General features: G+C 75.4%; 18 protein-coding genes. 10 read left to right on the top strand and 8 right to left on the bottom strand.

The annotated features are described in order from the left end of the window. The first annotated feature begins 42 nt into the window (after positions 1-42). The 5 genes from J4G33_RS08440 to hrpB all read left to right on the top strand — a co-directional run bounded on the left by J4G33_RS08440 (position 43) and on the right by hrpB (position 6460). A complete protein-coding gene (locus J4G33_RS08440; protein ID WP_208055488.1) occupies positions 43-1350 on the top strand; it encodes a hypothetical protein in 1308 nt (435 codons plus the stop codon). Beyond that, positions 1347-2288: an ABC transporter ATP-binding protein gene (locus tag J4G33_RS08435; RefSeq protein WP_208055487.1), complete on the top strand. Its 942-nt coding sequence runs from the start codon at positions 1347-1349 to the stop codon at positions 2286-2288. Before J4G33_RS08440 ends, J4G33_RS08435 begins: the two co-directional genes overlap by 4 nt. Further along, positions 2275-3105 (top strand): ABC transporter permease, encoded by an 831-nt coding sequence (locus tag J4G33_RS08430; RefSeq protein ID WP_208055486.1) that lies wholly within the window; start codon positions 2275-2277, stop codon positions 3103-3105. The genes J4G33_RS08435 and J4G33_RS08430 overlap by 14 nt, the downstream gene beginning before the upstream one ends. 55 nt (positions 3106-3160) lie before the next feature. After that, positions 3161-3544, top strand: a complete 384-nt coding sequence (locus tag J4G33_RS08425) for a hypothetical protein (protein WP_208055485.1) — start codon at positions 3161-3163, stop codon at positions 3542-3544. Positions 3545-3910: 366 nt separating this feature from the next. Further along, the gene (gene hrpB / locus J4G33_RS08420) at positions 3911-6460 is read left to right on the top strand and encodes an ATP-dependent helicase HrpB (RefSeq protein WP_208055484.1); all 2550 of its coding nucleotides are present in this window, start codon (positions 3911-3913) and stop codon (positions 6458-6460) included. 97 nt (positions 6461-6557) lie between these two features. Here the strand turns inward: hrpB and J4G33_RS17450 are convergent, their stop codons facing one another. The 6 genes from J4G33_RS17450 to J4G33_RS08395 form a co-directional block, all read right to left on the bottom strand. After that, positions 6558-6686: a hypothetical protein gene (locus J4G33_RS17450; RefSeq protein WP_256436086.1), complete on the bottom strand. Its 129-nt coding sequence runs from the start codon at positions 6684-6686 to the stop codon at positions 6558-6560. Positions 6687-6828: 142 nt separating this feature from the next. Beyond that, on the bottom strand, positions 6829-7944 hold the full coding sequence (locus J4G33_RS08415) for a hypothetical protein (RefSeq protein WP_208055483.1): 1116 nt from the start codon (positions 7942-7944) through the stop codon (positions 6829-6831). A gap of 23 nt (positions 7945-7967) precedes the next feature. Continuing rightward, positions 7968-8543 (bottom strand): RNA polymerase sigma factor, encoded by a 576-nt coding sequence (locus J4G33_RS08410; protein ID WP_208055482.1) that lies wholly within the window; start codon positions 8541-8543, stop codon positions 7968-7970. Positions 8544-8554: 11 nt separating this feature from the next. Further along, the gene (locus J4G33_RS08405) at positions 8555-10171 is read right to left on the bottom strand and encodes a tetratricopeptide repeat-containing diguanylate cyclase (protein ID WP_208055481.1); all 1617 of its coding nucleotides are present in this window, start codon (positions 10169-10171) and stop codon (positions 8555-8557) included. Between the two features lie 84 nt (positions 10172-10255). Beyond that, on the bottom strand, positions 10256-11485 hold the full coding sequence (locus J4G33_RS08400; protein WP_208055480.1) for an NAD(P)/FAD-dependent oxidoreductase: 1230 nt from the start codon (positions 11483-11485) through the stop codon (positions 10256-10258). A 15-nt stretch (positions 11486-11500) separates the two neighbouring features. Then, positions 11501-11929 (bottom strand): pyridoxamine 5'-phosphate oxidase family protein, encoded by a 429-nt coding sequence (locus tag J4G33_RS08395; protein WP_208055479.1) that lies wholly within the window; start codon positions 11927-11929, stop codon positions 11501-11503. A 145-nt stretch (positions 11930-12074) separates the two neighbouring features. Between J4G33_RS08395 and J4G33_RS08390 the strand changes: the two genes are divergently transcribed. The 5 genes from J4G33_RS08390 to J4G33_RS08370 are packed head-to-tail and all read left to right on the top strand — an operon-like array spanning position 12075 to position 16531. Further along, positions 12075-13358 (top strand): NYN domain-containing protein, encoded by a 1284-nt coding sequence (locus J4G33_RS08390; RefSeq protein WP_208055478.1) that lies wholly within the window; start codon positions 12075-12077, stop codon positions 13356-13358. A gap of 38 nt (positions 13359-13396) precedes the next feature. Beyond that, on the top strand, positions 13397-13936 hold the full coding sequence (locus tag J4G33_RS08385) for a GNAT family N-acetyltransferase (RefSeq protein ID WP_208055477.1): 540 nt from the start codon (positions 13397-13399) through the stop codon (positions 13934-13936). Beyond that, positions 13933-14922 carry a YihY/virulence factor BrkB family protein gene (locus tag J4G33_RS08380; RefSeq protein ID WP_208055476.1) on the top strand — a complete coding sequence of 330 codons (990 nt, stop codon included), beginning with the start codon at positions 13933-13935 and terminating at the stop codon, positions 14920-14922. Before J4G33_RS08385 ends, J4G33_RS08380 begins: the two co-directional genes overlap by 4 nt. Positions 14923-14956: 34 nt before the next feature. Next, on the top strand, positions 14957-15313 hold the full coding sequence (locus tag J4G33_RS08375; protein ID WP_307793811.1) for a hypothetical protein: 357 nt from the start codon (positions 14957-14959) through the stop codon (positions 15311-15313). A 51-nt stretch (positions 15314-15364) separates the two neighbouring features. Continuing rightward, positions 15365-16531, top strand: a complete 1167-nt coding sequence (locus J4G33_RS08370; protein ID WP_307793810.1) for an MFS transporter — start codon at positions 15365-15367, stop codon at positions 16529-16531. Positions 16532-16598: 67 nt separating this feature from the next. Here the strand turns inward: J4G33_RS08370 and J4G33_RS08365 are convergent, their stop codons facing one another. After that, complete coding sequence (locus J4G33_RS08365) at positions 16599-17834, bottom strand: M20 metallopeptidase family protein (protein WP_307793809.1); 1236 nt, start codon at positions 17832-17834, stop codon at positions 16599-16601. A gap of 97 nt (positions 17835-17931) precedes the next feature. After that, on the bottom strand, positions 17932-18234 hold the full coding sequence (locus J4G33_RS08360) for a DUF1905 domain-containing protein (protein ID WP_208055475.1): 303 nt from the start codon (positions 18232-18234) through the stop codon (positions 17932-17934). Positions 18235-18272: the final 38 nt, after the last annotated feature.

The following is an 18272-nucleotide window of genomic DNA, read 5'->3' as shown; positions in this document are numbered from 1 at the left end:
CCTCTCAGCGCCCTCTCAGGCAGGACGGGGCACAGTGGTCCCATGACCGAGACCCAGCCCAGCAGCCCTGCGACCCCGCCGCCCTCGTCGCCGGTCGCCCCGGCGTCCGCCACGGCCCTGGCGACCCCGTCGGCCCGGCGGCGCTGGGCCGTGCCCGCGGTCGTCGCGACCGCCGTGGCCGGCGCCTTCGTCGCCCCGCCCCTGCTCGCTGCGGCCGGGGACGCGAGCCTCCCCGAGGTGACCCCCCTCGAGCTGCTCGCCGAGGTCGCCGAGGCCGAGCCCATGGCCCTCACCGGCACCGCGGTCTACACCGCGCGTCTCGGGCTCCCCGAGATCCCCTTCGCCGAGATCGCCGGCGCGGACCCGATCGCCCTGCTGGCCGGCAGCTCGACCATCCGGGTGTGGACCGACGGCGAGGAGCGCTCGCGGGCCGCCCTGCTCGGCCCGGCCTCGGAGTACTCGGTGGTGCGCGACGGTCCTGAGGCCTGGACGTACTCGAGCGAGGAGGACGCCGTCGTCCACTACGCCCTGAGCGCCGAGGACGAGGCACGCTACGAGGCCCTCGCCGACCAGCTGCGCGCAGGGCCCAGCCCCGAGGTCGCCGGCGAGCTGCCGACCCCCGAGGAGGCCGCACGCCTGGTGCTCGACCGGGCCGAGGAGCACTCGACCGTGTCCCTCGACGCCCAGACGACCGTGGCCGGCCGCGACGCCTACCAGCTCGTCGTGACCCCGCGCTCGACCGAGACCCTGGTGGCCCGGGTCGTCGTGGCGGTCGACGCCGAGACCTCGACCCCCCTGCGGGTCCAGGTCTGGAGCACGCAGGACGAGGCCACCCCCGCGCTGGACGTCGGCTTCACCGACGTGACCTTTGCCGCCCCGGAGGACGCCGTGCTCGAGTTCACGGCCCCGGCGAGCGCCACGGTCGAGGAGGTCGTGGTCCCGCTGCCCGAGGTCACCGAGATGGAGAGGACCGAGGGCGCCGCGAAGGGTGAGCTGCCCGAGGGCGTCACCGTTGCGGGCGAGGGCTGGGAGAGCGTCACGACCCTGACCGGGCTCGACGTCGCCGCCCTGGTCGCCGGTGACCCGGCAGCCCTGGCGAGCGTGCCGGGCAGCGAGCGCACCCTGGGCTCGGAGAGCGCCCAGGAGCTCATCGGCGAGTTCCTCCCCGAGGACGGCGAGGGTGGCCACCCCGGTCTCAGCCTCGACGGTGCGGCCCTCTACGAGCAGCTGACCACCGAGGTCCCCGAGGGCCGCCTGCTGAGCTCGAGCCTGCTGAGCCTGCTCGTCACCGAGGACGGCCGGGTCCTGGTCGGCGCGGTACCCGCTGAGACGCTGCGCGGCATGGCGTGACCCCACCCGCGGTGCGGAGCGCTGGGCTGACCAAGCGCTTCCGCTCGGGGCAGGTGGCGGTCGACGGGATCGAGCTCGAGGTGCCCCGCGGCTCGGTGTACGGGTTCCTGGGGCCCAACGGCTCGGGCAAGACGACGACGATCCGCATGCTTCTCGGGCTGGTGCGCCCGACGGCCGGGCGGGCCTGGCTCCTCGAGGAGCCGATGCCCGAGGGCGGCGGGTCGGTGCTGCCCCGGGTCGGGGTGCTCGTCGAGGGCCCCGCCTTCCACCCGTACCTGACCGGTCGGGCCAACCTGGCCCGGCTCGACGCGGCCGACGCGACGGCCGACCCTCGCACCACGCGGCGACGCAGCGACGCGGCTCTCGAGCGCGTCGGGCTCGCAGCAGCGGCGGCCAAGCCGTTCCGGCAGTACTCCCTGGGGATGAAGCAGCGACTGGGGCTGGCTGCGGCCCTGCTGCGCCCCCGCGACCTCCTCGTGCTCGACGAGCCCACCAACGGCCTCGACCCGCAGGGCACCCGCGAGGTGCGGCACCTGATCCGTGAGCTGGCCGACGCCGGCACCACGGTGCTGGTCTCCTCGCACCTCCTGGCCGAGATCGACCAGGTGTGCTCGCACATCGGGATCATGAGCCAGGGCAAGCTCCTCGTGCAGGACGAGCGGCTCGCCCTGACCGAGCGGGGGGAACCCACCCTGGTGGTGCGGACCGCCGTCGACCACGTCGGGACGGCGACCGAGGTCCTCACGGCCCTCGGCCTGGGGGCTCCGGTCGTCGACGGCCCTGAGGTGACCGCATCCCTGGGGTCTGTGGCCCCCGAGACCGCCACCGCCGCGCTGGTCGGAGCCGGGGTGCCCGTCGTGGGCCTCGAGGCCCGCCGGCCCAGCCTAGAGCAGCTCTTCGTCACACTCACCGGGGAGGGCTTCGATGTCGCGCGCTGAGGGTGGGTCGCGGCTGCTGCGCAGCGAGCTGAGCCTGGTCTTCGGTCGACGGCGCAACATCACGTTGCTCGTCGGGCTCGCGACCGTGCCGCTGCTCCTGGGGATCGTCCTGTTCGTCACCCAGGACTCCGCGCTCGCGGGGCAGGGGCCGGGGTTCGTCGGCCGGGTCACGGGCAACGGGCTGTTCCTGGTGGTCTCCTCCCTCGTGATGTGCCTGCCGTTCCTGCTCCCGCTGACCATCGGCATCGCCTCGGGGGACGCGATCGCGGGGGAGGCCCAGGCCGGGACGCTGCGCTACCTCCTGGCGGTGCCCGTCTCACGCACGCGGGTGCTCGTCGTCAAGGCCGTCGCGGCCCTGGCCTTCGCGGGGGCGGCGGTGGCGGCCATCGCCCTGATGGCCCTGCTCTCCGGGGCAGTCCTGTTCGGGCTCGACGACGTGACGCTGCTGTCGGGCAGCACCGTGCCGCTCGGCGAGGGGGTGCTGCGGATCGCCGGGGTCGCCGTCTACGTGGGGCTGTCCTTGACCGGCCTGGTCGCCGTCGGCCTGTTCTTCTCGACCCTGACCGAGGTGCCGGTGGGGGCCATGGCCGCGACGGTCGTGGTCGCGATCGTCTCGGCCGTGCTCGACACCCTGCCCCAGCTCGCGGCGATCCACCCGGGTCTGCTCACCCACCACTGGCTCGACTTCGCCGAGTTCCTGCGACTCGAGGTCGACTGGGGCGTGCTCGGGGAGGGGCTCGCGGTGCAGGGGGCATGGGTCGCGATCTTCGCCTCCTTGGCCTGGAGCCGGTTCACCACCGCGGACGTCACCTCCTGAGCGGGACGCCGGCCGCTGGGGGTCGGTGGGCTCGCGGTAGGTGAGCCAGCGCTCCGTGACCAGGTACCCCACCGCGCGGTTGGTCCCCAGGCTCGCGGCGTTGTTCCCGGCCCCGCCGGTGCGGAAGGTGCGCACGCCCTCCGCCGCGAGGGCCACGACCGAGAGGGCCTTGACCGCAGCCCCGAGGCCGCGCCGGCGATGGCTCGCCCGGACCGAGGTCGTGCTGGTCTCGACGGTCGTGCGGGGGGTGGCCACGGCCGGGCGGGTGCTCGGGTCGGCGTCGTCGGTCAGCCGGGCCGGCTCGGGTGGCTCGATCACCGTCGCGCCCACGAGCTCGGTCCCGTCGAAGACGCCGAAGGCCCGGCCTCCCGCGGCCCAGAGCGCCTCGACCGCCTCAGGGCTCCAGTCGGGACGGGGCGTCGCGGGGCCGGCCGGGTAGTCCGCGCTGGTCGAGGCCTCGAGGGCGCACAGGGCCGCGGTGTCGGCCGGGTCGAGCTCACGCAGGGTCAGACCTGCGGCCCGTGCCGCCTCGACGGCGGCCTGCTGCCGCGTGAGGTCGGGGGGCTCGTCCAGGTCCAGGCGGGCTCCCCAGGACTCGGCGACCTGGACCCACCCGCGCTCCTCGAGCTCGCGGCAGCGTGGGTCCCGGTCCTCCAGGACGGCTGTCTGCGGGCCGGGCAGCGTCGTCGACGAGGTCACCCTGCGAGGTTAGGGGTGATGGGCCGGGGCCGTCCCCGGGTTGTCGTCGGGGCGCCTCCCGGGCGGCGGCGCGGGCTGCCGCGCCCGCACCCGGCAGACTGCGGGGGTGCCCGACCCGATCTCCCGGCTGCTCGCGGACCCGCCCGACCTCCCCGTGGTCGGCGGGTTGGCCGCGCTGCGCGACGCCCTCGGTGCCTCGGGGACGGTCGTGGTGCACGCCCCGCCCGGCACGGGCAAGACGACCCTGGTGCCGCCCACCGTCGCGGCCGTGGTCCAGGGGCGGGTCGTGGTGACCCAGCCACGCCGTCTGGCTGCCCGCGCCGCGGCGGCGCGCCTGGCCCACCTGCTGGGCGAGCCCGTGGGGCGCACGGTGGGCTGCACGGTGCGGGGCGAGAGCAGGACCAGCGCGAGCACCCGTGTCGAGATGGTCACCACGGGCGTGCTCCTGCGCCGGCTCCAGCGCGACGCGGAGCTCCCCGGAGTGGGAGCGGTGGTGCTCGACGAGGTGCACGAACGTCACCTGGATGCCGACCTCACCCTCGCCCTGGCGGTCGACGTGCGGGCCCACCTGCGCGAGGACCTCGTCCTGGTCGCGATGTCGGCGACCATCGAGGCCGAGCGCACCGCTGCCCTTCTCGCCGGCGCCGTCCCGGGCGTCACCGTCCCGGTGGTCGGGGTCCCCGGCGCCCTGCACCCGGTCGCGGAGGTCTGGGCCCCGCCGCCCCGCCAGATCGGCCGGCTCGACGACCGGGGCGTCACCCCGGGCTTCCTCGACCACGTGGCGTCCACGGTGCGTCGGGCCCTCGCCGAGCAGGAGGGGGATGTCCTGGTCTTCCTCCCCGGCGCGGGGGAGGTGACCGGGGTCGGCCGACGGCTGGGCGGGGTCGAGGCCGACGTGCGCCCCCTGCACGGGAGGCTCAGCCACCGCGAGCAGGACCTCGCCCTGGTCCTCGGCCCACGACGGCGTGTGGTGGTCTCGACGGCGGTCGCGGAGTCCTCTCTCACCGTGCCCGGGGTGCGGGTGGTGGTCGATGCCGGACTGGCTCGCGTGCCCCGCACCGACCACCGCCGTGGCCTGGCCGGCCTCGCCACGGTGAGCGTGAGCCGGGCCGGGGCGACCCAGCGGGCGGGCCGGGCAGGACGCGAGGGGCCCGGAGCGGTCTACCGCTGCTGGTCCGAGGTGGACCACGCGCGACTGGCCGCGCACCCCGACCCCGAGATCGCGACGGCAGACCTCACCGCCTTCGCCCTCGAGCTCGCCTGCTGGGGGAGCCCGGACGGGTCCGACCTCGCACTGCTCGACCCACCGCCGCCGGCTGCGCTCGCCGTCGCGCAGCGCACCCTGGGCGAGCTCGGCGCGGTGGCCGACGACGGCGGGGTCACCGCGCGGGGCAGGGCGATCGCGCGGGTCGGGGTGGATCCGCGCCTGGCCCGCGCCCTCCTCGACGCCGTCCCGCACCTCGGGGTGCGGCGGGCGGCCGAGATCGTCGGCCTGCTGGCCGAGGACCTGCGCGCCCCCGGGGGCGACCTGGTCGCGGCGCTGCGTGCCCTGCGACGAGGCTCGGCCGAGAGCGCCTCCTGGGCTGCGCAGGTCCGTCGGCTGGAGCAGGCCGCCCGGGACAGGGCAGCCCAGGACGGACCCGCCCAGGACGGGTCGGCTGCGAGGCGCGGGGCGGGGACGGACCTCCCGGACGACCTCGCCGTCGGGCTGGTCGTCGCCCTGGCCCACCCCGACCGGATCGCGCGACGGCGTCCGGGCGGGACCACCTACCTCATGACCTCGGGCACGGGGGCCGTGCTGCGCGGCGAGCACGGTGCCCTGAGCGGCGTCCCGTGGCTCGCGGTCGCCGAGGCCGACCGGCCGCCCGGCCGCTCGGACGCGACGGTGCGCGCCGCGGCCCCGCTCGACCTCGACCTGGCCGTCGGGGCCGCACCGAGCCTGCTGCGTGAGGAGCACGGGGTCGCGTGGGTCGACGGTCAGGTCGTCGCGCGACGATCGCACTGGCTCGGCGCCATCGAGCTCAGCTCCGAGCGGTGGCAGGACCCCGACCCTGCCCTGGTGAGCGGTGCGGTGCGGGACGGGCTCGCGCGCGAGGGGCTCTCCCTGCTGCCCTGGAGCGCGGGGTCCCGGGCCCTGCGCTCCCGGGTGGCCTTCTGCCACCGCGTCCTGGGTGCCCCGTGGCCCGAGGTGAGCGACGAGGCCCTGCTCGAGGGGCTCGACCGGTGGCTGGGCCCCGAGCTGGCCAGGGTGCGCGGGGTTCGGGACCTGGGGCGGATCGACGTCCTGGCCGCCCTGCGACGGCTGCTGCCCTGGCCCGAGGCCGCCCGCCTCGACGAGCTCGCCCCCGAGCGGGTCGAGGTGCCCAGCGGGTCCATGGTCCGTGTCGACTACGACGCCGAGCAGCCGGTCCTGGCCGTGCGCGTCCAGGAGGTCTTCGGGTGGGGCCGCGCACCGGCCCTCGCGGGCGGGCGGGTGCCGTTGCTGCTCCACCTGCTCTCACCCGCCGGGCGGCCCGCAGCCGTGACGGCCGACCTGGAGTCCTTCTGGCGGACGGGCTACCCGCAGGTCCGGGCCGAGCTGCGGGGCCGGTACCCCAAGCACGCCTGGCCCGAGGACCCGGCCACCGAGCCGCCCCGCCGAGGTGTGCGCCGATGAGAAGTTCCCCGGCCGGCCGGGGGACCGTGGCCCCCGGCCGGCGTGCAGGGGGTCGACGCCGGCCGGGGAGTGTGTGGCGGGGCTGGGCCTCGGGGGCTCAGCGGCTCCGCTGCGGATCGGTCACGCTGCCGGACCCGTGGGTCACGGTCCGGCCCTCGGTGGACGAGCTGGGGGAGTCGAGACCGGCGATCCCGGCCAGGACCGCCGTGAGGATGCTGACGCTCATCTGTCCTCCTCGGTCTGCGCCGCGCCAGCGGCGCGGTCCGGTCGTCCACGGCGTGGGTGCCGCTCTCACTGAGGTCATCGCGGTGGGCCGGCCCAGGGGTACGGGCTGCGATCGACGAGTTTCTCGCGCGGTCGCGGAGCCCTCAGGGTCGGTTGCCGGGACCCTTGCCCTGGGAGGCTCCCTGCTCGGCCGGCCCGTCCGTGCCGTTCGAGGGGCCGGCGGTGCCCGGGGACGCAGGCTTGCTCGGCGTGGCGGGGGTGCCGGGGGCGGGCTTGTCGGGTGTGGCGGGGGTGCCGGGGGCGGGCTTGCCGGGCGTGGCGGGGGTGCCGGGGGCGGGCTTGCCGGGCGTGGCGGGGGTGCCAGGGGCGGGCTTGCCGGGCGTCGCGGGGGTGCCAGGGGCGGGCTTGCCGGGCGTCGCGGGTGTGCCGGGGGCCGGGCCGCCAGGTGCTGCGGGCTTCCCCGGGTCCTTGGCCTGAGGCGGCTTGGCCTCCTCGGACCGACCGCGGGTCGCGGGCTGGCCCTCGCCGGCCTTCGCCTCCTCGGACGTGGTCGCCCCGGGAGGCGCGGCGGGGGCGTTGCCGCCCTGGGTGCCTCGCTCGGTGGTCTGGTCCTGCGTGGGCTCGTCGTGTTCCGGGGCCGTGGTCTCCTGCGAACGCGTCGCGCGGCCGTTGTCACTGCCGGAGGTCGGCGCCGGCGTCGACTGGTCGGTGCCTCCGGTGCCCCCGGTGCCCGGGGTCGAGGCGTCCTCCGCGTCCCCGGGCAGCGGATCGAGCGGCGTGCCGGTCACCAGCTCCACGACACCCGAGACCGCGCTGCGGGCCGGTGCCTGGATCGCGTCGGGCACTGCGTCGATCGTCGCGGCACCGGTCACGGAGGCCATGGCCACCCCGGCACCGAGCGTGATCTTCGCGGCCAGACCGATCCCGGCGGCAGCCTGGACCGCCCGGCGCGCCCGGGTACGCGTCGCCACCGTGAGCCGCTCGCTCAGGGGGACGTGCTCGCCCATGGGGACGTGCTCGCCCATGGGGACGTGCTCGCCCATGGGGACGTGCTCGCCCATGGGGACGTGCTCGCCCATGGGGACGTGCTCGCCCAGGCGCACCGGCAGTCCTGCGCGCAGCACCTGCTCGAGGGCCGCGCTCGGCGGCGGCGGTGGGGTGCTCGCCGTGGCCTTGAGGGCCAGGACGAACGCGGTGAGCGCAGGCTCCTCCGGCACGGGTTCGCCGCGCAGGAGGCGGTCCAGGTCTGCTCTGCTCACACCACGGTCATCGTTGCGGGGGCTCACAGGGGTACGCCCTCCGCCTCGAGGGCCCGGCGCAGGCTGGCCAGGGCCCGACGCTGCAGGGCCTTGACGGCGCCGGTGCGTCTCCCGACGACCTCGGCGACCTGCTCGACCGTGAGGTCGGCGACGATGCGCAGCGTCATGACCTCGCGCTGCTCGTCGGTCAGGGTCGCGAGGAGGGCGTGCACGCGCTCCTCGCCCAGGTTCCCCAGGGCCCCGTCCTCCGCGCTCGGCGTGGTCCGGGTGTCCTCCTCGGGCTCGTAGGGGGAGAGTCCCGCGCCGCGCCCCTGCCGTCGCCAGGTGTCGATCACGCGCCGGTGGGCGATCGTGAACACCCAGGAGCGCAGCTGCACCTCGGTCCCCGAGAAGCGCTGGATGCCGGTGAACACCGCCAGGAAGACCTCGCTCGTCACGTCGGCCGGGTCCGGCACCCCCTTGCTGCGCACGTAGGCGGCGACGGGACCGGCGAGCTCCTGGTAGATCTGCGTGAACGCCTCGGGCGAGCCGGCCTGCGCGCGGGAGATGACGTCGTCGCCCGACGTGGGTGGCCTTCCGGCGTCGCCGGTGCCGATCATGACGGGCGGTCTCAGTCGGCCCGGCGCACGGTGTTGCGACCGGCGCGCTTGGCCTCGTAGAGGGCGTCGTCGGCGCGGCGCAGCAAGGTCGACTGCGTGTCACGCCCGGCGACGGCGACACCGATGCTGACCGTGACGGGCAGGTCCCCGGTCAAGGGCTCCCAGTCGTGCTCCGCGACCCGGCGCCGCAGGCGCTCGAGGTGGACCTGCGCGTCACGGGGAGGCAGGCCGGTCAGCACCACCAGGAACTCCTCGCCGCCCATCCGCGCTGCGAAGGCGTTGGTCGAGGCGCTGCTCGAGACCAGCTCGGTGACGGTCGCCGAGAAGATCCGGGCCACGACCTCGAGGACCTCGTCCCCGGTCTGGTGCGAGCGGGTGTCGTTGACGCGCTTGAAGTGGTCCAGGTCGAGCAGGGCCGCGACGATCGGGACGTCCTCGCCGGTACCGCCAGCGAGCAGGCTCGGGAGGGACTCGTTGACGTAGCGGCGGTTGTACAGGCCGGTGAGCGGGTCACGCCGGGCCTGGTCGCGGAACTGGTCCGCCTGCTGCCTGGCCTCGCTCGTCTCGAACATGGCCTGACGCACCCGTGCCTGAGCCTCCCGCTGCTGCGACATGAGGGCACGCTCGGCCCGGTGGAAGGCCTTGTGCGCCTCGAAGGCCTCCTCGAACCGTCCGGTCGCGGCGAACAGCTCGGCCTGCTGCTCGTCCACCTGCACGCGGGCCGAGGCGAGTCCGTGCTGCTCGCACAGGCTCCGGGCCTCGTCGAGGCTCTCCTGGGCGGCGGCGTGCTCGCCGAGATGACGCTGGGCGACCGCCAAGGTCAGCAGGAGCTCCGGCAGGCCGCTGACCTCGGGGACGTCGACCGAGCGGTGCACCTCGATCGAGGCGCGGGCCGAGTGCTTGGCGTCGGCATGGCGGCCCAGCGCCAGCTCGATGCAGGCGATCGTGTCCAGGGTGTGCGCGTCGAGCGGTATGCCCTCCTCGGTGCAGATCCGGCGCAGCCGGTCCATCGCGACCTGGGCTCGTTCGGGCTCGCCGTTGAGGTACTCGACGTAGGCCAGGTTGTTGAGGGTCAGCACCCGGCGGGTCGAGTCCCCGGCGTCCACCGCGATGTCCTCGGCTTGCCGGTAGCGCACCCGAGCGGCGTCGAGGGAGCCGGACTCCGCGAGGGCGTCGGCGAGCCGGGTGACGTAGAGAGCGCGCAGGGCCGCAGGGTCCTCGTCGGCGAGGTTCTCGACGGCGTCGACCGTGTGCTCGAGGTACGAGGGCATGTCACCCAGGTCGCGGTGGGTGCGCGCGAGGAGGAAGTGGCTGCGAGCCAGGAGGCGCCGGCGGCCGTGGCTGAGGGCGAACTCGTTGGCCTGCCACAGGAGCTTGGCTGCCTCGTCGAGCTGTCCCTGACGCTCGAGGATGTCGGCCCGGACGAGCCGGGCCCGCCACTGCAGCTCGACGTCGCCGAGATCCTCGGCCCGCCGCTCGATCTGGGCCACCTCGTCGAGGGACCCCTCGACCAGCACGCCGCGGGTCTCCTCGATCTGCGCGAGGACACGGTCGAGCTCGGCCGCGCTCCGGACGTCGTCGGTCGACGTCGTGGTCGCGGGGCATCCCGGGGCGGGAGAGGTGGTCATCGCCTTCCCATCGGCCGCCTCAGCACCGGGCTGAGCAGTCGTGACGCAGCCCACAGCCGCGGGCGGGGGCCAGGCACGACGTCCCTACCGGCCGAGCGAGCGTCGCACCTCGAGGGCGGTGCGACGCCCCGAGACCATGGCTCCCTGGAGCGAGGCGGTGTCGCGGTGGTCCCCGCACACGTAGAGGCCGTCGCCCAGGGCCACCTCGCGGCGCACCACGAGCGGCGGGGGCTGGGCGGGGAGCGCCCCCGGGATGACGTGCCGTGCCACCTCGCGCCACCGCGAGCCGTCGACCCCGAGCATCTCGGCCGCGTGCTCGCGCACCGCGCGCTCGTCCGGGGCTGCGGGGGCCAGCAGGCAGGTGGCCTCGACCAGGTGCTGCCCCGGCGGGGCATACTCCGGCGCGACCAGGCTCATCACCGCGGCGTTGACGACGGGCCCACGTCGGCGGGAGTCCACGACGACCGCGGCCTCGACCGCGGGCGCCTCCTCGGTCGCATACCAGTGGGTGACCAGGCCCTTCATGGGTGGTGCAGGCAGGCCCGTCAGACGCTCGGCGGTCGGCGGGTCGGTCGCGACGACGACGGCCCGAGCCGTCACGGGGCCGGCCGTGGTCTGGGCGCGACGTCCGTGCGGCACCCGCCCGAGGCTCTCGACGGCGGTCCCGAGGCGGAGGTCAGGGAGGTCACGGGCGAGCTGGGCCGGCAGGGCACCCATGCCCGCCGCGGGCACCCCCGGCGTCCCCATCAGGAAGGCGCGGACGAGCAGCCGGGTCAGGCGCGTCGACGTCGTACCGTCCGCCTCGGCGAGCACCCCGGCGAGGAACGGCTCGAGGACCCCGTGACGCAGCTGGCCACGGGCCCTCGCGGCGTCGAGGGAGTCGGCGAGCGCGACGTCGGGCCGGGCGAGGAGGGCTCGGACGGGACCGATCGCTGGCGCGGCCCAGCGGGCCAGGGCAACCAGCTCGGCCGGCCGCAGGACGCCGCTCGTCAGGGTGCGGGGCAGCAGGCCGGGGGCCCGCCGCGGGTCGGCGAGCAGCCGCAGGCCGGCGTCGTCGCGGACCAGCACCCCCGGCAGGAAGGTCCTCAGGTCGAGGTCCGCGAGGTCGACCCGGTCGCGGACGGCCGGGTAGGCAGGGTTGAGGAGCTGGAAGCCCCGGTCGACCGTGAAGCCGTCGACCCGGTCGCTGCGGACCCGTCCGCCCGGTGCGTCCCCGGCCTCGACCACGCGGACGTCGACCCCGGCCCGAGCCAGGGTCCGGGCGCACTCGAGGCCCGCCATGCCCGCCCCCACGACCAGCACCTCGCAGTCCATGGGCCCGAGCCTAGGTCAGGGGACGCCGCCCTCCCCGGGGCCACGCTCGAGGCGGAAGGCCCGCCCGGAGATCTCGGTCACGTCGATCGCGACGTACTCGTCCTTCTCGGTCGGCACCCAGGACCGCAGGCCGAGCCCCTCGGCAGCGGCCGCCTCACGGTCCCGCAGGTGGTGGGCGACCCCCCGCACCACCACGCTGCGCGCGTGGGTCTGGTCGACCTCGTCGACCTCGAAGGCCACGTCATGATTCATCTCGACGCCCAGGAGCTTGCTCCCCGCGCGGGTGCTGAACACGATGCGACTGCCGTCCAGCACGTGGTTGACCGGGGCGATGTGCACCTCGCCCGCGAGGTGGAACGCCAGGCGCCCGAACCCGGCCCGGCCCAGCAGGTCCCACGCCTCCTCGGCGGAGAGGGGGACGACGACGTCCTCGTCAGTGCTCATCAGGACACCTCCTGGTGTTCATCCGAAGGTAACCAAGGATCGGCCCGGGCGCGTGGGACCTCGGTCCGCGGCCGCTCGCAGGACGACGGGCCCGTGCGGCGCGTCCCGGGCTGGACGACCCCGCCCCAGCGAGGAGGATGGGCCCGTGACCACCATCGACACGACCGAGACCAGCCGACGGCTGCGCTGCGCGCTGTTCGTCGACTTCGACAACGTCTACATCGGGCTGCAGCGCCTCGACCCGCAGGCGGCCGAGGCCTTCGCGAGCTCCCCCGCGCACTGGCTCGCGGCCCTCGAGACGGGCAGCGACGCGGACGGGGAGTTCTCCCGACGCTTCCTGGTGCGCTCGTGCTACCTCAACCCCTCGGCGTTCTCGCAGTTCCGACCCAACTTCACGCGGGCGGGCTTCAGCGTGGTGGACTGCCCCTCGCTGACCCAGCAGGGCAAGAGCAGCGCCGACATCAACCTGGTCCTGGACGCGGTGGACGCCCTGAGCGCCCAGACCCGCTACGACGAGTTCGTGATCCTCTCGGCCGACGCCGACTTCACGCCCCTGGCCCTGCGCTGCCGGGCCGAGGACCGCCGGGTCACCATCATCACGGCGGGTCCGGCGGCGAGCGCCTACCGGGCCGTGGCGGACCAGGTGGTGACGGCTGACGAGCTCGCCGAGCTCCTCCAGCAGCCCGACCCGACCGAGATCGAGGCCCCCGCCCCGGAGCCGGTCGCCCCGGCGAAGGGCTCCTCAGGAACGGGGCGGTCGGGTGCCCAGACCAGGGCCAAGGCCCCGGCTGCGGCCCCGACCCCCACCAACGGTCCCGCGCGGCGCGCCGTCCTGCGGGCGGTGCGCGTGGCGGACCGCCCGCTCAACGGCGGTCACGTCGCCCAGACCGCGCAGAAGGCCGACCCGGCCCTGGCCGCCTCGGGATGGGACGGGGCCGGAGGGTTCTTCCCGTGGCTCGCCCGCGAGGTGCCCGAGCTCGGTGCGTCCTCGGGGTTCGTGTGGGACCCCAAGCGGTTCAGCGAGGCCGACCTGCCCACCGCTGCCGGCGTGGACCTGCCGCCGCTGCAGCGCCAGGTCGTCGAGGTGACCGACATCCCCAACCTGCCGCCCGAGCGCTACCGCGTGCTCCTCACGGCCCTGGCCGACGACGTCAAGCAGACCCCCTTCGACCGGCCCGAGACGGCACGCCGGGTCCGGGACGCCTGCCAGGCCGCGGGGGAGCCGATCGGCCGCGCCTCGGTCAACACGGTCATCTCGGGGGTGCTGTACGCGGGGCTCGACCTCGCGGCGCGACCCGCCGTGGCGAAGGTCGCCGAGACCTGGGCGGACAACGTCGTCGGGCTGTGCCGCGGGGCGCGCATGGAGCTGCGGCCCGAGGACGTCGCCGCGATCCGGGCGTGGGTCGGCGGCGGTCTGCTCAAGCGCTGAGCCGGTCGGTCAGCAGGTCCGGTCAGTAGGGTCGCCCCATGCCTGGAGACGCGAGCGCTTCGTGGTCGGTGCGGGACGCGTCACCGGCCGACGGCGAGGCCTGCGCCCGGATCTACGCGCCCTACGTCACGGGGACCACGGTGACCTTCGAGACGGAGGCCCCCACGGTCGAGCAGATGACGGCGCGGATCGCGGCGGCCCAGGCAGAGCATGCCTGGCTCGTGCTCGAGGCGGAGGGCGCGGTGCAGGGGTACGCCTACGGCACCGCCTTCCGTGGGCGCCCCGCGTACCGGCTCAGCTGCGAGGTCAGCGTCTACCTCGACCGTGACCTGAGGGGGGTGGGCCGGGGCCGCGCGCTCTACGGGGCCCTGCTCGAACGACTGACCGCGTCGGGCTTCCACCTCGCCGTGGCGGGGGCGACCCAGCCCAACGCGGCGAGCGTCGCCCTGCACCGAGCCCTGGGCTTCCGGCAGGTCGGCACCTTCCACGAGGTCGGGTGGAAGCACGGCGGGTGGCGCGACGTCGCGTGGTTCGAGCGGGTGCTGAGCACGGTCGCGCCCGAGGACGGGCCCGCGTGAAGCTCCGGGCCGGGCCCCGGGGCTCGGGGGTGCTCGACCGTCTCGAGGCCCTCGCCGTGCGCCACCCCGTGACGGTCCGCCGGGACAACCTGGCCCTGGTCGCCGTCCGCGGGGTGCGTCGCTCGATCGAGGTCAGGGTGACCGGACTCGCGGCCGAGATGACGTACTACGCGATCATCTCGCTGCTGCCCCTGCTCACGGCCCTCGGCGCGGCCCTCGGCTTCCTCGAGCGGGTGCTCGGTGACGAGCAGGTGACCGAGATCGAGGACGGGCTGGTGGACGGCCTCGCGCGAGTCTTCGACCAGCAGGTCACCACCGACGTGCTCGCGCCGCTGGTCCGCAGCCTGCTGCGCGAGGAGCGCACCGGTGTGGCGGTGACCAGCATCGTGGTGGCCCTGTGGCTCGCGAGCCGCATGTTCCGCGCGGCGATCCGTGCCCTGGACGACGCCTACCGGGTGCCGGAGCGCCGCGGGCTGCTCGGCCAGTGGGGCCTGGGCCTGGGCATGTCCCTCGGAGCGGTGGTGACCCTCGTCTCCCTCCTCGGCATGCTCGTCGTCGGACCGCTGCTGGGTGGTGGCCAGCGGCTCGCAGAGTGGTTCGGCTGGGGGGACGTCTTCACGGGCGTGTGGGCCGTGCTGCGCTGGCCGGCGATCGGTCTGGTCTGCATCGCCTTCCTGACCCTCCTGTACCGCTGGGGACCGAACGTGGTGACCACGTGGCGACGCTGCCTGCCGGGGGCCGTCGTCGGGATGCTCGGGCTCGTGGGTGTGGCGGTCGCCTTCCAGGTCTACCTCGACGTCGCGGGCCCCGGGGCCCCGGACGTCGGGCAGGCCGACGCCGCCGTCCGGGTCGCCGCACAGGTCATCGGTGCTGCCCTGGCCGGCATCCTGTGGCTGTGGCTCAGCGCGATCGTGATCCTCGTCGGCGGGGTGGTCAACGCCGAGCTCCAGGCCCAGCGCGACGAACCGGCGCTGCCCGCCACCTGACGGGCTGCCGGCAGACCTCTGGCAGGATCCTCCGGTGACCTCCGACCTCCGCAGCAGGCCTGTGGCCCGGCACGACGAGGCGGCGGCTCGCCGCCTGTGGGACGAGTACCGCGCCGCTCAGCCCGGGCTGCCGGCCGAGGAGCCGGTCATCGACCACGTCGGCGACTCGGCGGGCCTGGCGGACGAGCTGCTCGGGCTCGTGCTGCACGGTCCCAGGCGCGCGACCGCCTCGCTGGTCGTGGAGTTCGTCGAGGCGGGGGAGCCGTTGCCGCGACTCGTGGCTCGTCGAGCACCGGCGCTTCTGGCGACGGGTCCGCGCGGCCCAGGGCGAGCAGTGGCACGAGGACCTCGAGGTGGTCTTCGAGAGGTTCGCCGTGGTGTGGCCCCCTGAGCACGCCGACAGGCCTGAGCACGCCGACGGGGGAGCTGCCGGGTCCGCCTCGTGACGGCGCGCCTGTGGTCGCGGAGCTTCGTGCTGGCCCTGGCGGTCGGCTTCTTCCTCTCGATGGTCTTCTACCTGCTGATGACCACGATGGCGCTCTACGCCGTCGAGCGCTTCGCCGCCGCGGACGCCGAGGCGGGGCTGGCCTCGTCGATGTACATCGTCGGAGCGCTGGCCTCGCGGGCCTGGGCCGGCGCGGCCGCCGACGTGCTGGGCCGACGTCGGGTGCTCCTCGCCGGGCTCGTGCTCTTCGTCCTCGCCTCGCTGAGCTACCCCGCCGCGAGCACCCTCACCCTCCTGCTCGTGGTGCGCTTCGTCCACGGCGCGGCCTTCGGGGCGGCGCACACCGCGGTGTCGGCGACGGTGCAGTCCCTCATCCCGCCCTCGCGGCGGGCCGAGGGGACGGGCTACTTCGGCATGAGCGCGACGCTGGCGACCGCCCTCGGGCCCCTGCTGGCGATCGTCCTGGTGGACGGCCCGGGCTACACCGCCCTCTTCGCGGCCTCGGCCGTCGCCTCGGTGCTGGCGATGCTCGCCGCCCTCGCGCTGCGCGCCCCCCAGGAGCGGTTGGTCCGAGCAGCCGGGCCCCGGCGGTCGCTGCTCGGCGGGCTGATCGAGCCGGCGGCCCTGCCGATCGCCTCGGTGGCCCTCGTCCTGGGGGCGGCCTTCTCGGGGATCCTGACCTTCGTCACCTCCTTCGCGCAGAGCATCGACCTGGGCGGGGCCGCGGCGGCCTTCTTCCTGGTCTACGCCGTGGTCGTGCTCGCCGCACGGCTCGTCGCGGGCCGCCTCCAGGACTCGCGTGGGGACGACGTCGTGATGTACCCGGCGATCGCCTGCTTCGCGGCCGCGATGGTGGTGCTCACCGTCACCGCGAACGCCCCGATGCTCCTGCTGGCCGGCGCCCTGGCCGGGGCCGGGTTCGGCACCTTCATGTCCGCCGGCCAGGCGATCGCGGTCACGGCCAGCCCGCCGGTGCGGGTGGGGCGGGCCGTGGGGACGTACTTCCTGCTGCTGGACCTCGGCACCGGCGTGGGGCCGGTGCTCCTGGGCCTGCTGGTGACCGCGGGGGGCTACGGCCTCATGTACGGCGTGCTCGCCGTCGTGGTGGTGGGTGGTGGCCTCCTGTACCGCCAGGTCCACGGCGGCCGGCGAGTCCGGGGGTGACCGCCCTCTCGGCGCGAGCACCCGGGGCGGCCGAGCCCTGCCGTCAGCCCTGCCGTCAGCCCTGCCGTCAGCCCTGCTCGAGGCGGTCGAGGGCGAGGCTGGCGAGCAGGGCTGCGGCGACGGGCAGGGCGCTGTCGTCGTACCGGGCCCGCGCGGAGTGGTTGTACGGCGCGGTCGCAGGGTCCGCGTCGGGCGGCGTCGCCCCGAGGAAGAGGAACGCCCCCGGCACCTCCTGCAGCACGTAGGAGAAGTCCTCGGCCCCGGAGACGGGCCGGGGGGCGGTCTCGTAGTGCTCGGGCCCGAGCATCGCGGCGGCGACCCGGGCCGCACGGTCGACCTCGTCGGCGTCGTTCACGGTGACCGGGTAGCCCCGCACGTACTCGACCTCGGCCGTGAGCCCGTGGGCCGCAGCCACGTGCTCGACCAGCCGGGTGAGGACCCCGGGCACCGCGGTGTGGTGCTCGTGGGAGAACGTCCGGATCGTCGCGGCGAGCTCAGCCGTCGCCGGGATCACGTTGTCGGTGGTGCCCGCCTGGATCCGTCCGACCGAGACGACCACGGGGTCATGGGCGTCGAGCTGCCGGGTCACGGCCGTCTGCATGGCCAGGACGATCTCGGCGGCGACCGTGACCGGGTCGGCGGCGAGGTGGGGCATCGACCCGTGGCCGCCGCGGCCGTGGATCGTCACGTACATCTGGTCGGCGGCCGCCATCGCGGTCCCGGGCCGCCCCGTCACGAGGCCGAGGGGCACCATCGCCGAGACCACGTGCACCCCGTAGGCGGCGACCACGCGCTCGCCGGCAGCGTCGAGGACCCCCTCCTCGATCATGGACCGGGCTCCGTGGACCCCCTCCTCACCCGGCTGGAACATGAAGACCACCGAGCCGGCGATCTCGTCGCGCCGCGCCGCGAGCAGCCGGGCCGCCCCGACGAGGCCGGCCACGTGGAGGTCGTGGCCGCAGGCGTGCATCACGCCGTGGTGCTCGCTGGTGAAGGGCTCGCCCGACTCCTCGGTCACGGGGAGGGCGTCCATGTCCCCGCGCAGGAGCACGGCGGGCCCCGGGTGCGCACCACGCAGCACGGCGGTCACCGAGCTGAGGGCGGTGCCGGTGGTGACCTCGAGGTCGAGCCCCTCGAGGGCGTCGAGGACGCGGGCCTGGGTGAGCGGCAGGTCGAGCCCGATCTCCGGGATGCGGTGCAGGTCGTGGCGCAGGGCGGCGAGGTCAGGCCCGAGGGCCTGGGCCTCGGTGAGCAGGGCGGTCGAGGTCACGGCGCTGGACGGCTGACTGGTGGACTCGGTCACAGGAGCTCCTCGGGACTGCCCGGCACCCGGGCGCGAATCGTCCCCTGGACGCTATCTGCTGCGAGGGGTCGGGATCACCCCGAGCCGGCCCCGGGCCTCAGAGGTCGACGAGCGTGATGCTCACCTGCACCGAGTCCCCGACCGCCAGGCCCTCGGCCGACCGGACGGCCTTCTTGACCGGCAGGACGTACGTGGCCTCGGTGCTGCTCGGGAACAGCGAGGTCCGCCACACGGTCGCCCCGAGGCGCACCTGCACCCGGACCGAGCCGAACCCGCGCGCGACGGGGGCGGCGACGTCGAGCACCTCGTCAGCGACCTCGGGAGGCAGGCTGACGAAGGCCCACCCTTCGCCCCGGCCCGCCTGCCACAACCACAGCGGTGCCTCGAAGCTGTGCTCCATGCGGCCACTGTGCACCACGCCGCCGACATCGCGGCGCC

It is taken from the genome of Actinotalea soli (assembly GCF_017565425.1).
In the GTDB taxonomy this organism is placed as follows: Bacteria; Actinomycetota; Actinomycetes; order Actinomycetales; family Cellulomonadaceae; genus Actinotalea; species Actinotalea soli.
The sequence above is the reverse complement of the archived record's forward strand: the minus strand, read 5'-3'. Positions and strand labels throughout refer to the sequence as shown.

Coding starts and splice junctions, on each gene's coding strand:
- J4G33_RS08440 (WP_208055488.1), top strand. CDS start 43: ATGACCGAGACCCAGCCCAGCAGCCCTGCGACCCCGCCGCCCTCGTCG.
- J4G33_RS08430 (WP_208055486.1), top strand. CDS start 2,275: ATGTCGCGCGCTGAGGGTGGGTCGCGGCTGCTGCGCAGCGAGCTGAGC.
- J4G33_RS17450 (WP_256436086.1), bottom strand. CDS start 6,686: ATGAGCGTCAGCATCCTCACGGCGGTCCTGGCCGGGATCGCCGGTCTC.
- J4G33_RS08410 (WP_208055482.1), bottom strand. CDS start 8,543: ATGATCGGCACCGGCGACGCCGGAAGGCCACCCACGTCGGGCGACGAC.
- J4G33_RS08405 (WP_208055481.1), bottom strand. CDS start 10,171: ATGACCACCTCTCCCGCCCCGGGATGCCCCGCGACCACGACGTCGACC.
- J4G33_RS08400 (WP_208055480.1), bottom strand. CDS start 11,485: ATGGACTGCGAGGTGCTGGTCGTGGGGGCGGGCATGGCGGGCCTCGAG.
- J4G33_RS08395 (WP_208055479.1), bottom strand. CDS start 11,929: ATGAGCACTGACGAGGACGTCGTCGTCCCCCTCTCCGCCGAGGAGGCG.
- J4G33_RS08385 (WP_208055477.1), top strand. CDS start 13,397: ATGCCTGGAGACGCGAGCGCTTCGTGGTCGGTGCGGGACGCGTCACCG.
- J4G33_RS08360 (WP_208055475.1), bottom strand. CDS start 18,234: ATGGAGCACAGCTTCGAGGCACCGCTGTGGTTGTGGCAGGCGGGCCGG.